At 72.0% G+C, this 15,520-nt stretch carries 13 protein-coding genes; 6 read left to right on the forward strand and 7 right to left on the reverse strand.

Features of this window, described 5'->3' with window-relative positions; all coding sequences use genetic code 11:
* Nucleotides 1-4 precede the first annotated feature (4 nt).
* Together ACZ61E_RS02385 and ACZ61E_RS02390 are read right to left on the reverse strand one after the other, a co-directional pair.
* Nucleotides 5-250, reverse strand: coding sequence for a DUF397 domain-containing protein (locus ACZ61E_RS02385; protein WP_469696874.1), 246 nt, complete (start codon nucleotides 248-250; stop codon nucleotides 5-7).
* Nucleotides 247-1,101 carry a helix-turn-helix domain-containing protein gene (locus tag ACZ61E_RS02390; RefSeq protein ID WP_469697125.1) on the reverse strand — a complete coding sequence of 285 codons (855 nt, stop codon included), beginning with the start codon at nucleotides 1,099-1,101 and terminating at the stop codon, nucleotides 247-249. The genes ACZ61E_RS02385 and ACZ61E_RS02390 overlap by 4 nt, the downstream gene beginning before the upstream one ends.
* Before the next feature lie 164 nt (nucleotides 1,102-1,265).
* On the opposite strand from ACZ61E_RS02390, the gene ACZ61E_RS02395 reads away from it, so the two are divergent.
* On the forward strand, nucleotides 1,266-1,721 hold the full coding sequence (locus ACZ61E_RS02395; protein ID WP_469696876.1) for an ATP-binding protein: 456 nt from the start codon (nucleotides 1,266-1,268) through the stop codon (nucleotides 1,719-1,721).
* 87 nt (nucleotides 1,722-1,808) lie between these two features.
* Complete coding sequence (locus tag ACZ61E_RS02400; RefSeq protein ID WP_469696877.1) at nucleotides 1,809-3,254, forward strand: M20/M25/M40 family metallo-hydrolase; 1,446 nt, start codon at nucleotides 1,809-1,811, stop codon at nucleotides 3,252-3,254.
* Between the two features lie 7 nt (nucleotides 3,255-3,261).
* Here ACZ61E_RS02400 and ACZ61E_RS02405 read toward each other — a convergent pair whose 3' ends face one another.
* On the reverse strand, nucleotides 3,262-3,651 hold the full coding sequence (locus tag ACZ61E_RS02405) for a VOC family protein (RefSeq protein ID WP_469696878.1): 390 nt from the start codon (nucleotides 3,649-3,651) through the stop codon (nucleotides 3,262-3,264).
* Nucleotides 3,652-3,775: 124 nt separating this feature from the next.
* Here ACZ61E_RS02405 and ACZ61E_RS02410 point away from each other — a divergent pair, with 124 nt between their 5' ends.
* From ACZ61E_RS02410 to rph, 3 genes are all read left to right on the forward strand, one after another.
* Complete coding sequence (locus tag ACZ61E_RS02410; RefSeq protein ID WP_469696880.1) at nucleotides 3,776-4,435, forward strand: nucleoside/nucleotide kinase family protein; 660 nt, start codon at nucleotides 3,776-3,778, stop codon at nucleotides 4,433-4,435.
* Between the two features lie 166 nt (nucleotides 4,436-4,601).
* Complete coding sequence (locus ACZ61E_RS02415; protein ID WP_469696881.1) at nucleotides 4,602-5,573, forward strand: hypothetical protein; 972 nt, start codon at nucleotides 4,602-4,604, stop codon at nucleotides 5,571-5,573.
* A 178-nt stretch (nucleotides 5,574-5,751) separates the two neighbouring features.
* The gene (gene rph, locus ACZ61E_RS02420; RefSeq protein WP_469696882.1) at nucleotides 5,752-8,382 is read left to right on the forward strand and encodes a rifamycin-inactivating phosphotransferase; all 2,631 of its coding nucleotides are present in this window, start codon (nucleotides 5,752-5,754) and stop codon (nucleotides 8,380-8,382) included.
* A gap of 67 nt (nucleotides 8,383-8,449) precedes the next feature.
* Here rph and ACZ61E_RS02425 read toward each other — a convergent pair whose 3' ends face one another.
* The 3 genes from ACZ61E_RS02425 to ACZ61E_RS02435 all read right to left on the reverse strand — a co-directional run bounded on the left by ACZ61E_RS02425 (nucleotide 8,450) and on the right by ACZ61E_RS02435 (nucleotide 12,338).
* Entirely contained in the window at nucleotides 8,450-9,433 is a 984-nt protein-coding gene (locus ACZ61E_RS02425; protein WP_469696884.1) for an aldo/keto reductase, read from the reverse strand.
* A 121-nt stretch (nucleotides 9,434-9,554) separates the two neighbouring features.
* On the reverse strand, nucleotides 9,555-11,315 hold the full coding sequence (gene treZ, locus ACZ61E_RS02430; protein ID WP_469696885.1) for a malto-oligosyltrehalose trehalohydrolase: 1,761 nt from the start codon (nucleotides 11,313-11,315) through the stop codon (nucleotides 9,555-9,557).
* Between the two features lie 114 nt (nucleotides 11,316-11,429).
* Nucleotides 11,430-12,338 (reverse strand): N-acetyltransferase, encoded by a 909-nt coding sequence (locus ACZ61E_RS02435; RefSeq protein WP_469696886.1) that lies wholly within the window; start codon nucleotides 12,336-12,338, stop codon nucleotides 11,430-11,432.
* Nucleotides 12,339-12,463: 125 nt separating this feature from the next.
* On the opposite strand from ACZ61E_RS02435, the gene ACZ61E_RS02440 reads away from it, so the two are divergent.
* Nucleotides 12,464-13,012 carry a DUF1707 and FHA domain-containing protein gene (locus tag ACZ61E_RS02440; protein ID WP_469696888.1) on the forward strand — a complete coding sequence of 183 codons (549 nt, stop codon included), beginning with the start codon at nucleotides 12,464-12,466 and terminating at the stop codon, nucleotides 13,010-13,012.
* A 32-nt stretch (nucleotides 13,013-13,044) separates the two neighbouring features.
* Here the strand turns inward: ACZ61E_RS02440 and treY are convergent, their stop codons facing one another.
* On the reverse strand, nucleotides 13,045-15,387 hold the full coding sequence (gene treY, locus ACZ61E_RS02445) for a malto-oligosyltrehalose synthase (protein WP_469696889.1): 2,343 nt from the start codon (nucleotides 15,385-15,387) through the stop codon (nucleotides 13,045-13,047).
* Nucleotides 15,388-15,520 lie beyond the last annotated feature (133 nt).

Here is a 15,520-nt window from a genome sequence, read left to right on the forward strand (position 1 = left end):
TGTCTCAGGCGCGGGCCGCGTACGTGACGAAGTGCGTCCAGGCACCCGGGGCGAGGGCCAGTTGGGGGCCCTCGGTGACCTTGGAGTCGCGGACGTGGATGGTGGTGGGGCAGGCGGCGACCTCGACGCAGGCGTCCTCGAAGCTGTCGCTGTAGGTCGACTTGTGCCAGGAGAGGGCTACTTCGACGCAGCTGTCTCCGTCGCCGCTGCTGTAACTGCTCTTGAACCAGGCCAGTTCCGTGGTGCTCATACCGCTCCTCGCATCTGCCGCAACAGGCTCAGGGAGTCCTCCAGGGAGAGAGCCTGTGAACGCATCCTGGCATATCGCATCTGGAGCTCGCTGACCACTTTCGGGTCAGTGATGAGGTGGCCGGTCTTCTGGCCCTCGCAGTAGGCGAGCCAGCGGTTGTCCGGTGTCTCCAGCAGTTGCATAGGACCGTGCAGCCCGGCGTGGTCCTCCTTCATCTGAGGCATGACCTGGATCTCGATGTTCCGTCGCTCGGCGAGGGCGAGGATGTGGTTGATCAGCTCCCGAGTCACCTCCCTGCCGCCCGTGTTGCGCAGGAACAGGTGCTCTTCGAGGATGAAGCTGTAGGACGTGTTCGGGCGCTCCCGCAGCAACCGCTGCCGCTCGGTCCGGGCCGCCATGTTCGATTCGATCTGGTCGTCCCCGAGGGGCGGAAGCTGGTCGATGAAGAGCTTCCGCGCGTACGCCTCCGTCTGCAACAGCCCCGGAATCAAGCGGCATTCGTACGTGTAGAGGCTGTGCGCCTCCGCCTCCAGCTTCGCCCACTGGCGGAACCACCGCGCCAGCCCCGGCTGTCGCGCGAGATGCTGCGCCGCGCCGCGCAACGCACCGAAGGCGTCCAGGACCTCCTCCGACCGCTCCACGAACTCCAGGGTCGGGAACCGCCGGCCCTGCTCGACGGAGGCCACCGTCGGTACCGAGTAGCGCACCCGGGGCGCGAACTCCTCCTGGGTCAGCCTCGCCCGTTTGCGGAACGCCTTGAGCACCGCGCCGAACGCCTTGAGGCTGTCCGAAGCCTCCGGCTCCTCCCCACCCGTACCGCCACCGCTCGTACCGCCCGATCCGTCCGTCATACGGCTGCTGCCTCTCCTGCGCGCCTGTCCCTGGCCGGTCACCCACAACTCGGAGATGATCACGCACAGTTACCTGCGCTGTCTACCTTCCGTACCCGTACGCTGACTCCGAGTACGGGTTCCCGACCTGGCCCGAACGCCCCGCTGACCTCGACGTTGATGCCATGAACGCACCCGTCACCCCACAACAGCGCGGCACCGTACGTCTGTTCACTCAGCGTTTCAGCTCCACGCCCCTCGGGGCCCGGCTCGCCCGTGAGTTGACGCTCCATCAACTGCACGCCTGGAGCATCCCGTACGGCTCCGAGGTGTCCGAGGCGGCGGCGCTCGTCGTCGCCGAGCTGGCCGCCAACGCGGTGACCCACGGCCGGGTCCCCGGCCGGGACTTCGAGCTGGGGCTCAGGCTCGCGACGGCGCCGGACGTCCTGCGGATCGAGGTGTCCGACACCCGTGGTGAACGCCGGCCGCCGGGGCCGGGGCATCTGCCGCCCGCCCCGCCGCTCGACGCGCGCTCCGGGCGGGGGCTGCTGATCGTGGAGGCCCTGGCGAGCCGGTGGGAGGTGCTGGACCGGGTGCCGGTGGGCAAGACCGTACGCGCGGAACTGGACCTTCCGCACTGAACGGACGTCCGGTCGCGGCGGCCTTGTGCGGGGTTGGCCTGTCCATGACGATAGGGCGCCGGTTCATCGCTTCGGAAGGGATATTCCATGCCCGAGCAGCCCGCTGGAACGCCGCGCAGACCGCGCAGAAGGACCGTACTCACCTCCGCCGCCGTGACCGCCGCGGCCGGTGTACCCCTGATCGCCTCCACCGGGCCGGCTGCCGCCGCGCCCAGTGGTCGCGGCCGTGAGAACGGCGGCGGGGCCGCGACCGCGCAGACGCCCGACCGCGAGCTGCGCAAGCTGCTCAAGGAGATCGACGCGGACCGGATCGAGGCGACCGTACGGCGGCTCGCCGCGTTCGGGACCCGGCACACCCTGTCGGTTCAGGACGACCCCGAGCGCGGGATCGGCGCCGCGCGTGACTGGATCCTGGCCGAGATGAAGAAGTACGCGGCGGTGTCGGGCGGCCGGATGACCGCCGAGCTCCAGTCGTACGTCCAGGAGCCCGCCTCGCGCATTCCGGTGGCGACAAGGATCACCAACGTCGTCGCCACGCTGCGCGGTTCGGTCACCCCCGACCGCGTGTACGTCGTCGCCGGGCACTACGACTCGCGCGTCACCGACGTCATGGACGCGACCAGCGACGCGCCCGGCGCCGATGACGACGCGTCAGGTGTCGCACTGGTCATGGAGCTTGCGCGGGTGATGGCGAAGCGGCGCCCGGCGGCGACGATCGTCTTCACCGCGGTCGCCGGTGAGGAGCAGGGCCTGTACGGCTCGCGATACGCCGCAACGCAGTTCAAGACGGCGGGTGTCGACGTCCAGGGCATGTTCACCAACGACATCATCGGCAGCTCGCGCGCCGACGACGGGACCCGTGACCCGTACACGGTGCGGCTCTTCGCGGAGGGCGTACCGACGTCCGAGACCCCGGAGCAGGCCAACACCCGCCGCTCGGTGGGCGGCGAGAACGACTCGGCGACCCGGCAGCTCGCCCGTTTCGTCAGCGACGTGGGGGACAACGACGCGACCGGCATGAACGTCCGCGTGGTCTACCGGCGCGACCGCTATCTGCGGGGCGGCGACCACATCCCGTTCCTCGAACAGGGCTATCCGGCGGCCCGGTTCACCGAACCGGCCGAGGACTTCGCGCACCAGCACCAGGACGTACGGGTGGAGGACGGCAAGCAGTACGGCGACCTGCCCGAGTTCTGCGACTTCGACTACATCGCCCGTGTGGCGCGGGTGAACGCGGCGGTGCTCTGGACCCTGGCGCAGGCGCCGGGCACCCCGCGCGAGGCGCGGATCGTCACGAGCAACCTGACCAACGACACCGAGCTGAAGTGGGCGCCGGGTACGGAGCCCGACCTGGCGGGCTACGAGGTGGTGTGGCGCGAGACCACGGAACCGGAGTGGACCCATGTGATCAAGGTCGGCCTCGCGACCACGCACACGGTGGACCTGTCGAAGGACAACGTGTTCTTCGGGGTGCGCGCGGTCAACCGTGACGGGAAGCGGAGCCCGGTGGCGTTCCCGATGCCGGGGAACTGAGGCCCGGCTACGCCTCCGCCGGCTGGAGGAGGTCCCAGCGGTTGCCGTACAGGTCCTCGAAGACCGCGACGGAGCCGTACGGCTCGTGTCGGGGCTCCTCCAGGAAGCGCACGCCGGCGGCCGTCATCCGGGTGTGGTCGCGTGCGAAGTCGTCCGTGTGGAGGAAGAAGCCGACCCGGCCGCCGGTCTGCGCGCCGACGCTCGCGCGCTGGGCGTCGTCGCCCGCACGCGCGAGGAGGAGCGCCGCCGCGCCGCCGCGCGGGCGTACGACCACCCAGCGGGAGCCGTCGCCGCGGTCGGTGTCCTCGACGAGCTCGAAGCCGAGGGCACCGGTGTAGAAGGAGACGGCCTCGTCGTAGTCGCGGACGACGAGGGTGACGAGGGCGATGTGTGGCATGCGGGTACGTTATACGTATGACCGGTGCCCGGACAAGATGGTTCCGGGCCCGCCCGGTGACCGGCTCGTCCTCGACCGCCGGACGGGCTGGATTCGGCCCGGCCGGGACGGCAACAATGCCGGCATGGACGCGCGGCAGTTCGACGTACTCACCCGTCGTGCCCGGCGGCTCGCCACCCCCGGGCACCCCGGCCAGCGCCGGATCCTCGGCATCGCGGGCGCGCCCGGCGCGGGGAAGTCCACGCTCGCCGCCGAACTCGTCGCGGCACTCGGCGCCGCCGCCGTACTCGTCCCCATGGACGGCTTCCACCTCGCCCAGGCCGAGCTGAGCAGACTCGGCCGCGCCGACCGCAAGGGCGCGCCCGACACCTTCGACGCCGTCGGCTACGCCGCGCTGCTCGCCCGGCTCCGGGCACCCGCGCCGGGAGTGGTCGTCTACGCGCCCGAGTTCGACCGGGGCCTGGAGGAGGCCGTCGCCGGGAGCATCCCCGTCGGCCCGGACGTCCCCCTCGTCGTCACCGAGGGCAACTACCTCCTGCACGACGGCGGCGACTGGGCACCGGTCCGCGCGCTCCTCGACGAGGCGTGGTTCCTGGAGCTCGACCCCGTCGTGCGCGTACGGCGCCTGGTCGACCGGCATGTGCGCTTCGGCAAGGAACGGCCGCACGCGGAGCGCTGGGTCAGGGACTCCGACGAGGCCAACGCGCGACTGGTCGCGGAGGGCCGCCACCGCGCGGACCTGGTCGTTCCGGTCACCGCCGGGCCCGGCTCACCGGCGCCGTAGGCACCTACCGGACACCGGGCGTCCGGCAGGGCCTACCATCGAACGTTCGACGCACATCGACGATCACAGTGGTACGGGGAAACGCGAGACGGGGAACGGGGACCGAGGGGACCCGGACCAGGGCCCGGGGCACGAAACCGAGCGCGATCATGGGGAGGCGTACGACGTGGGGTTGTTCAGACGTGGGCCGAAACGGCACGGGCGCGAGATGCCGCGCGATCCCGAATTCTCCTTCTTCTCGACCGGCGAGGCGGCCCTCTTCCGCAGTCAGGTCCGGGAGGCGTTCGCCGAGCGCGGTCTCGAAGTCACCGTCTACTCGGACCTGGTGACCGACAGCTCGGGCCGTCAGTTCGGGCTCGCCAACCTCGCCGCCGTCTGCCACAACGACGAGCGGGGCGCCCGCGTCTGGGGCGAACTCGTGCGCCAGCACGCCGGGATGGTGCTGCGGACCATGGACGGCCCGTCGGCCCTCGACACCCTGTCGCCCGAGCAGATCCGCGCCCAGCTCTACCCACGGGTGATCAGCGGCGACACCCTGGACGCGCAGTCCTTCGCCTACGCGCGCTCCGTCGCCCCCGGACTGTACGAGATCCTCGCCCTCGACCTCCCGGAGAGCGTCATGATGCTCACCGACGAGGCGCTGGAACCGCTCGGCACGCTGCCGGAGCTGCGTGCGCGGGCGCTCGGCAATCTGCGTCAACTGCCCGTCGAGGGGCGGGAGACGGTCAAGGACGCGGAGGGGATGCGGTTCGAGGTCGTCATGGGCGACTCGTTCTACACCGCGAGCCGTGTCCTGGCGCTGGACAGCCTCGTCCAGCAGGTGACCGGACGGCGGCTCGGTGCGGACGGCGCGCTCGTGGCGTTCCCGTTCCGTCACCAGGTCGCGTTCCATGTCATACGCGATGCCACCGTCATCCCCTCGCTGAACGCCATGGCGACGTTCGCCGCGTCCGGTTTCGAGGACACGCCCGGCGCGATCAGCCCGTACGTCTACTGGTGGCGCGACGGCACGCTGACCCAGCTCAGCGACAGGGACGAGGGGAACATCGAGGCGGGCGGACTGCGCATCGTGGTCGGCGAGGACTTCCAGGACCTGCTGGAACGCCTGGTGGCGGCCTCGCGGCCGGACGACGACTGACGCTCCCGGCTGGTTCGGCGGACGGCACCGCACGGCACGGCACGGCACGACGAAGGCGAGGAGAACCCTCTCCTCGCCACTCTCAACGTATAGCGCACCGGGGGGCTTGCGGCAAGGCCCGGGTGGTGGCGCAAAATCGTCGGCCCAGACCACAATCCGCTGAAATTTGGGGGACGACGTGCGGTATGTACTGGATCTTCAAGAGGTCGACCGGACACAGGTGCCGGTCGTCGGCGGCAAGGGCGCGCACCTGGGCGAGCTGTCGCGTATCGGGGACATCCGTGTGCCGGGCGGCTTCTGTGTGACGACGGACGCCTTCCGCCGGATCATGGCCGAAGCGCCGTCGATCGGTGACCGGCTCGACGAACTGTCGCGCCTGGACCCGGACGACCGCGCGGCGATCGGCACGCTGAGCGCGCTCGTCCGCCGGACCGTCGAGGCCGTCGCCGTCCCGGACGACGTCGCGGCGGCGGTCACCCGCTCGCTCGCCCGGCTCGGCGAGGGGGCCGCCTGCGCCGTGCGGTCCAGCGCGACCGCCGAGGACCTGCCGACGGCGTCCTTCGCGGGCCAGCAGGACACGTACCTGAACGTCGTGGGGCCGGAGGCGGTCCTCCGGCACATCAGCCGGTGCTGGGCCTCGCTGTTCACCGAGCGGGCCGTGACCTACCGCCGGCGCAACGGCATCGACCACCGTGCGGTCCAGATGGCCGTGGTCGTGCAGCGGATGGTCCTCCCGCACGCGTCCGGCGTCCTGTTCACCGCCGACCCGGTCACGGGGAACCGGAAGACCGCCACCGTGGACGCCGGGTTCGGCCTCGGTGAGGCACTGGTCTCCGGCCTGGTGAACCCGGACGTCTTCACGGTGCGGGACGGCGAGGTCGTCGGCAGGACCATCGCCGCCAAGCAGCGTGCCGTGCACGCGCTGCCCGACGGCGGTACGCGGGAAGTCGCGATCGACTCGCGGCAGCGGGAGCGCCCCGCGCTGACGGATGCCGAGGCCGTCCGGCTCGTGGACATCGGGCGGCGGATCGAGGCGCACCTCGGCCGCCCGCAGGACATCGAATGGTGCCTGGCGGACGGGGACTTCAGCATCGTGCAGAGCCGGCCCATCACGACGCTGTTCCCCGTCCCCGAGGCCGGTGACGAGGAGAACCACGTCTATCTCTCCGTCGGTCACCAGCAGATGATGACCGACGCCATGAAGCCCCTGGGGCTCTCGCTCTGGCAGTCGACGGCGATGACGCCGATGCACGAGGCGGGCGGCAGGCTGTTCGTCGACGCCACCGCGCGGCTCGCCTCGCCCGCGAGCCGGGCCGCCCTGCTGGAGGTCGTGGGCAGAGGCGATCCGCTGATCAGGGACGCGCTGGAGACCGTACTCGACCGTGACGGGTTCCTCCCTTCGATGTCCCCGACGCCTTCGACGCCTTCGACCCCTTCGACGCCGTCGGGGCCCCCGGCGCCCTCGGACGCGGGACAGGGCGGGCCCCCGCCGATCGAGACCGATCCCGCACTCGTCACCGGGCTGATCGAGCGCAGCCAGGCGTCCGTCGCCGCCCTGCGGGCCGGGATCCGGACGAAGACCGGACCGGCGCTGTTCGACTTCCTGCTGGAGGCGTTCGAGGAGCACAGACGAGTCCTCGGTGATCCGCGGAGCCTTCAGGCGGTCATGGCGGGGATGGAGGCCACCTGGTGGCTCAACGACAAGCTGGGGGAGTGGCTGGGCGAGAAGAACGCGGCCGACACGCTCACCCTCTCCGCCCCCGGCAACATCACGTCGGAGATGGGTCTCGCGCTGCTCGACGTCGCCGACGTGATCCGTCCACGGCCGGAGGTGGTGGCGTTCCTGCGGGACGTCGACGACGACGGTTTCCTGGACGAGCTGGCGAAGGTTCCGGGCGGGGCGGAGGCGCGCGACGCCATCGAGTCCTACCTCGACCGCTACGGCATGCGCTGCGTCGGCGAGATCGACATCACCAGGCCGCGTTGGCGCGAGCGTCCCGGCACGCTCGTGCCCGTCATCCTCGACAACGTCAGGAACTTCGGACCGGGCGCGGCCGGGCGGCGCTTCGAGGAAGGCCGGCGGAAGGCGGGGGAGAAGGCGCAGGACGTGCTGTCACGGCTGCGGGCACTGCCCGACGGGGAGCTGAAGGCCGCCGAGACCGAGCGGATGATCGACCGTGTCCGGACCTTCATCGGATACCGGGAGTACCCCAAGTACGACATCATCAGCCGCTACTTCGTGTACAAGCAGGCCCTGCTGGCGGAGGCCGGGCGTCTCGTACGGGCCGGCGTGCTCTCCGAGGCGGAGGACGTCTTCCACCTCACGTTCCAGGAGTTCCACGACGTGGCGCGCTCGGGGCGGCTGGACGGCCGGCTCGTCCGGCGGCGCGAGGAGGCGTTCCGCGCGTACCAGGCGCTCACACCGCCCCGGGTCCTCACCTCGGACGGTGAGGCCGTGACGGGCGCGTACCGGCGCGACGACGCGCCGGAGGGTGCCCTGATCGGTCTCCCGGTCTCCCCCGGGACCGTCGAGGGGAGGGCCCGCGTCGTCCTCGACATGGCGCGGGCGGATCTTGAGCCGGGCGACATCCTGGTCACGGCCTTCACGGACCCCAGCTGGTCCCCGCTGTTCGTCGGGATCGCGGGCCTGGTGACGGAGGTCGGCGGTCTGATGACCCATGGCGCGGTGATCGCCCGTGAGTACGGTCTGACGGCCGTCGTGGGCGTGGAGGGGGCGACCCGGCGGATCCGGGACGGCGAGCGGATCCGGGTGCACGGGACCGAGGGGTACGTCGAGATCCTGCCCTGACGGCCGTTCCCCACGGGGCGGCGCGCCCCTGCCGCCGTCCCCGCGGGGAGCCGGTGCGGGACCGGTCTCAGACGAAGCGCGACAGCACGCTGTACGGATACGGCAGCGGCCGTGCGCTCGCCTCGTCCAGACGCGCCGTCTGAGCCTCCGTCAGCTCCCAGCCCACCGCGCCCAGATTGTCCGTCAGCTGATCGTGCGTGCGCGCGCCGATGATCGGAGCCGTGACCCCGGGCCGCTCCAGCAGCCAGCGCAGCGCCACCTGCGACGGGGTGCGTTCCGTCTCGCCGGCGATCGCCTGGACGGTCTCGACGACCCGCCAGGTCTCCTCGTTGTCCCGGCCACGCCAGCTCTCGCCGTCACCGTGCGACTCGCGGCTGCCGGGCGGGACCGAGGTCATGCCCCGCTGGTACTTGCCGGTCAGCCAGCCGCCCTGGAGAGGGCTGTACGGGATGACGCCGACGCCAGCCGCCTCGCTCTGCGGCAGCAGCTCCCACTCCACCTCGCGCGCCAGCAGGTTGTAGATCGGCTGGAGGCAGACGTACGGGGCCCAGCCACGCCGGTCCGCGGTGTCCAGCGCCCGCTGGAGCTGGCCGGGTGAGACGTTGCTCGCGCCCAGGTAGCGGACCTTGCCCGCCTTCACGAGGGTGTCGAGCGTGCCGAGGGTCTCCTCGATCGGGGTCCTGAAGTCCCAGACGTGTGTCTGGTAGAGGTCGATGTAGTCGGTGCCGAGCCTCCGCAGACTCGCCTCCACCGACGCGATGACGTGCTTGCGGCCCAGGCCCGAGTCGTTGGGGCCCTCGCCCATCGGGAGGGCCACCTTCGTCGCGATGACGAGCCCGTCGCGGTCGCGGCCCTTCAGCCAGCCGCCGATGACCTCCTCCGATACGCCCTGGCCGTACGCGTCCGCCGTGTCCAGGAAGGTGCCGCCGGCCTCCGTGAAGGTGTCGAGGATGCGGTGCGCGCCCGCCTCGTCGTCCTTCGTGAAGGTCATCGTGCCGAGACAGAGTTCGCTGACACGGAGTCCTGTCCTACCGAGAGTTCGCTGCTTCATGCCCCCGACGCTAAGTCTTCGAGCGCACACCAGGGCAGACGGTTTCCCTCGCGGCGGAATCCCGTCCCGGTGGCGGGCCGCACCCTGGGCCGGTTCGCCCGCGCGGACCGCCCGCGCCGGATCAGCCGCCCGACAGCACCGCGCAGGACTCCGGCGGCAGCCGAAGCACCCCGTCGGGGCCGGGCGGCTCCACGGGGTCCCAGGCCAGCAGCGCCTGGCCGGTCCTCCCGCCGAGGGGGATCTCGGCCGGCTCCGCGGACAGGTTCAGGGCGACGCGCAGATCGCCGCGCCGGTAGGCGAGCCAGCGCGCGCCCTCGTCGTACGCCACCTTCACCGTCGCCAGGTCCGGGTCCGACAGGTCCGGGTGACTCTGGCGCAGGGCGATCAGATCGCGGTGCCAGGTCAGCAGCCGCGCGTGCGGCTCGCGGGTGGCCTCGGTCCGGTCCAGGCACGAGCGGTCGCGCGTCGCCGGGTCCTGCGGGTCGGGGATGGACTCGGCCGCCCAGCCGTGTGCCGCGAACTCCCGTCGCCTGCCGTTGCGTACGGCCTCCGCCAGCTCCGGGTCCTGGTGGTCGGTGAAGAACTGCCACGGCGTACGGGCGCCCCACTCCTCGCCCATGAACAGCATCGGTGTGAAGGGACCGGTCAGCACGAGCGCCGCCGCGCACGCCAGCAGACCGGGCGAGAGCGTCGCCGACAGCCGGTCGCCGAGCGCGCGGTTGCCGATCTGGTCGTGGGTCTGCGCGTAGCCGAGGAAGCGGTGGGAGGAGGTCCTGGCGGGGTCGACGGGGCGGCCGTGCGTCCGGCCCCGGAAACTCGAATACGTACCGTCGTGGAAGAAGGCGCGGGTCAGGGTCTTGGCCACCGCGGCGACCGGCTCGGCCGCGAAGTCGGCGTAGTAGCCCTGCGACTCGCCGGTGAGCGCGGCGTGCACGGCGTGGTGGAAGTCGTCGTTCCACTGGGCGTGCAGACCGAGCCCGCCCTGCTGGCGCGGCGCGGTCGTGCGGGGGTCGCCCAGATCGGACTCGGCGATCAGGAACAGCGGGCGCTCCAGCTCCTCCGAGAGCGCGTCGACGGCCGTGGACAGCTCTTCGAGGAAGGTCAGCGCGCGTGTGTCCGCGAGGGCGTGCACCGCGTCGAGGCGCAGCCCGTCGAGGCGGTAGTCACGCAGCCAGGCGAGCGCGCTCTCCAGCAGATACGCGCGGACCTCGTCCGAGCCGGGGGCGTCGAGGTTGACGGCGGAGCCCCAGGGCGTGTGGTGCGTGTCGGTGAAGTACGGGCCGAAGAGGGGCAGGTAGTTGCCGGACGGGCCCAGATGGTTGTGCACGACGTCGAGTACGACGCCCAGGCCCAGCCCGTGTGCCGTGTCGACAAAGCGCTTCAGCGCCTCCGGTCCGCCGTAGGGCTCGTGGACCGCCCACAGCGACACCCCCTCGTACCCCCAGCCGTGCGTCCCCGGGAAGGGGCACACGGGCATCAGCTCGACGTGCGTGATGCCCAGCGCGGCCAGCGGGGCGAGCTCGGCCGCGGCGGCGTCGAGGGTGCCCTCGTCGGTGAACGTGCCGATGTGCAGCTCGTACAGGACCGCCCCCGGCAGCGGACGGCCGCGCCAGGGACCGGCCCACTCGTACGCGGTCCGGTCGACGACCGCGCTCGGTCCGTCCGGTCCGTCCGGCTGGCGGCGGGAACGGGGATCGGGCAGCACGGGGCCGTCGTCCAGCGCGAAGCCGTAACGGGTCCCGCCGGACGCGTCGGACGCGGTTACCTCGACCGTCCACCAGCCCTCGCGGAGCGGATCACGGGTCATGGGGTGGTCGGCGGCGTCTCCCAGACGGAGCGTCACCCGGTCCTGCGCTTTCGGTGCCCAGACCTCGAACTGCACGGATGGTCCCCCTCGGTCGCCTCTGCCGTCGGCTCTCCTGCCACCATATGGTGACAAGAGTGCAGGCCGGAGGGTCGATGACGGCGCCGATTCGCCGGACACGACCGGAACCGGTCAGACCAGATGGATTCGTTCCTGGACCACGGGGTAGCCCGCGCGCGTGAAATGCGCGGCCATCGGGAAGTTCCCCCGGTCCGTCGCGCCCGCGATGAAATCCGCCCCGTTCTCCGCCAGCAGGTGCGTGCACTCGACCAGCAGGTCGTACGCGTACCCGTGGCCGCGCTGCTCCGGTACGACCCCGATGAAGCCGACGCACGGCCCCGACGGGTTGTGCGCGGGCACATGGATACCGACCAGCTCACCGGCCGGGTCGTACGCCAACTGCCACCACTCGCGCGGGGACGGGCACCAGCGGAAGAAGTCCAGCTCCTCCTGGGCGGCCCGGTCCAGGCCCGCCTCTTCGGTCGAGCGCGCCGCGTGCGCGTCGAGCGTCGCCGAGTGGACGCGGCGCAGCACACCGAAGATCACGTCGTCGTCGGGCTCGGGGCGGAACTCCAGCCGGCCCGGCCGCTCCGGCAGTCCCAGACCGGGCGTCCACCGGTACTGGAAGCGTTCCACCAGCGGCTTCATACCGGCCGCCCGCGCGGCGTCCGTCCGGGTGCCGACCGCCGCACGGAGGGCGGGGTCGTCGCGCCAGCCGGCGGGCGCGATCAGCTCGTACTCGACGTTCCAGGGTGCGCGGCGCAGCAGTTCGGCGCCCGCCTCGTCCTCGCCGTCCGCGACGTCGAACCAGTTGAGGAGCAGCGGCTCCCGGTCGTCGGGCCCGCCCCACCAGGCGGCGCGGGCCACGACGACACCGTCGCGCAGCGCCACCCGGCTCCACTCGGGGCGGTAGTCGCCGCCCTCGGCGACGGTGCGGTACCCGACCCCGGTGATCGCCCGGCCGACGAGGGCCGGGCCGGGCATCGAACGGAAGAGGGCTGCCTCGGAGCCGGTGATTGGGCGGAAGACCGGATCGGTCATGTAAATGGGCCTCCAGGAAAGGGGCGCTCACCGTAAACGACCAGTCCGGGGGCGGTCGAACCAATTTCGTCACCGTCCCATGACCCTTCTGGACACGTCACGGACTCGGCCCGACAATCAGTCATGTGACGTCCTCGTTCGAGTTCCACACGTATCCCGCGCGGCCGTCCGACGCCGAGCGCGACCGTGTGCTCGCGATCCTGAGAGAAGGAGCGGCCCAGGGCAAGCTGTCGCACGACACCTTCATACGACGGATGGATCTGGCGCTCGCCGCGCGCAGGTCCGACGAGCTGGAGGTGCTGACGGCCGACCTGAACACCGACGGCCGCTGGACACAGCGGCTGTTCAGCGCGGTGGGACGGGCGTCCGCGTTCTCCGTACGGCTGCGCAGGGCCTGGCAGGTCGAGCGCCTGCCGAAGCTGCTGCTGCCCGAGCCGGGCCCGTACCCGCTGCGTATCGGCCGCGATCCGATGAACGGCCTGCGGCTCACCCATGACACCGTCTCCCGGCTCCACGCCGAGCTGGGGATGCGGGACGGGCGGTGGCTCCTGCGCGATCTGGGGTCGACCAACGGGACCACGGTCAACGGGCGCCGGGTGACCGGGACGGTCGCGGTGCACGACGGCGACATGGTGAGCTTCGGCGAACTCCGCTTCCGCCTCGCGGCGCGCTGAGTCCGTCCGCGCGGGCCGCTCCGTCCGGGCGGTCACTCGCGGCGGCACAGCAGGGCCACCGGGCTCGTCGAGAGGAGTTCCGCCAGGGAGATCGGGCCTCCCGCGAACTCGCGGTCCGGGGACAGCGCGTCCGTCCAGCGGCCCGCCGGCAGCTCCAGCACCGTGCCCGACCAGCCGCCCGACGCCGTCAGGCGCCGCGACAGACGCGTGACCGCCGAGATGACCTCGCCCGAGCGGGAGAACGCCGTGCAGTGGTCCGCCGCCGGGCCCGTCGCCGCCAGCGGGGTGTACGTCGCCGACTCGGCGAAGGCGTCCGGGCGTTCGCGGCGCAACCGCAGCGCCGCCACCGTGAGCACGGTCTTCTCGTCCGGTGGCCCGGTACGGAACCGTTCCCGGTTGTCCGGGTCCACCAGGGCCAGATACTCCCGCTCCGTGTGCTGGTAGATGTCCGGCACCCCCGGCATCGTCAGATGCAGCAGTGCCGCCCCGAGGACGTTCGCCCGCACGTGCGGGGCGAGTTCGCGGGCCAGCCGGACCACCGCCTCGCGGGGCCGGCCCGCCGGACCCGCCGCGACGAAGTCCTGCACCGCCTGCTCGTAGACCGGGTCCTGCTCCGTCCAGCTGGTGTGCAGCCCCGCCTCCCGAACCGACTTGAGCAGCGCCGGCTCCATCCGGGCACCGTCCGGCGCCGCCTCCGCAGGGGTGAAGCCGACGGCCGTCTGCCAGGCCTGCCAGGCCAGTTGGGCGTCCGGCGCGGCGACCCCCGCCAACTGGCGCAGCAGCGCCTCCCACCGGTCCGGGCACTCGGACAGGACGGTGATCCTGGCCCGCACGTCCGCGCTGCGCTTGGTGTCGTGCGTGGTCAGCACGGTGCCGGTGGCCGGCCAGTCGCGGGACAGCCGGGCGCAGTAGTCGTGGAAGCGCTCGGGGCTCACCGCGGGCCGTCCCGGGTCGCCGCCGACCTCGTTCGCGGACAGCAGCGGGACGTGGCGGTAGAACGCCGTGTCCTCCACGGCCTTGGCGCGCAGCGCGGACGACGTCTGGGCGAAGCGCGCGCAGAACGCCGTCCGGTCGGGGCCGCCGCCGAGCCTGCCGAGCGCCAGCTCCCGTACGATGTCGACGGCCGCCGCCTCCTCCGGCACCGCGAACGCCGCCCTCGCCTGCCGCGCCGCCTCCTCCGGCACCGCGGCCTCGTCGGACGCCCGGCACGGCCCGCCCGCGACCGTGTAGGGCCGGTAGACGGGCACCCGGACCAGCAGCTCCCGGATCGCCGTCCGCAGCGCCCACGGCGCGTGGTCGCGCAGGGTGACGTCGGCGGCGCAGATCCGTTCCGCGATGCGGGCCAGTGTGCCGGTCTCGGCGGCCAGTTCGTCGACGACGACCTTGTACATCGCGCGCCGTACGGTCGCTTCCCAGTAGCCGCCACGGTCGCCCGCCGGTCCGGCGAAGTCCCGGAAGCGGTGCGCCAGTTCGACGGCGCCGGCCGGGTCGGTGAACAGCCCGTCGATGTGGTGCAGCGCGTCGTACCCCGTCGTCCCGGCCACCGGCCAGCTCGCCGGCAGCGGTTCGTCACCGGTGAGGATCTTCTCCACGACCGTCCAGCAGGCACCGCCCGTCGCCTCGTTGAGCCGGCGCAGATACTCCTCGGGGTCGGCCAGACCGTCCGGGTGGTCGACGCGCAGTCCGTCGACGACGCCGTCCCGCACGAGTTCCAGGATCTTGGCGTGGGTCGCCGTGAAGACCTCCGGGTCCTCCACCCGCACCCCGATCAGCTCCGAGATGGTGAAGAAGCGGCGGTAGTTCAGTTCGGTACGGCCCAGCCGCCACCAGGCGGGCCGGTAGTGCTGGGCGTCCAGCAGCGCGGGCAGCGGCAGCGCCTCGGTGCCGGCGGCGAGCGGGAAGCGCTGCTCACCGTGGTGCAGCATGCCGTCCTCGACACGGAGTGCGGCCAGTTCACCGCCCACCGGACCCGGCAGCACGGGCAGCAGCAGCTTCCCGCCGCCCGCCTCCCAGTCGATGTCGAACCATCGCGCGTACGGCGAAGCCGGGCCCTCCCGCAGCACCTCCCACAGGGCCCTGTTGTGCCGTGGCGCGGTCGCCATGTGGTTGGGGACGATGTCCAGGACGATCCCGAGCCCGTACTCGCGCGCCCGGTGGGCGAGCTGTCGCAGCCCCTCCTCGCCGCCCAGTTCGGCGCGGACGCGCGTGTGGTCGACGACGTCGTAGCCGTGGGTCGAGCCCGGTACGGCCTCCAGCACCGGTGACAGATGCAGGTGCGACACCCCGAGCGCGGCCACGTACGGCACGGCTCTGGCGGCGGCGGCGAACGTGAAGTCGGGCTGGAGCTGGAGTCGGTAGGTGGCAGAGGGGGTCATGCGAACGTACGTACCCCGCTGAGCGGCATGTGTGTCATCCGCTCACGCATTCGGCACTCCGGAAGCGATCAAGGGGCACCACACGGAACGGGGCGGGGGTACGTCCCCCGTACCCCCGCCCCGGCCGTTTCGG

This window comes from Streptomyces sp. NPDC104581 (assembly GCF_055583685.1).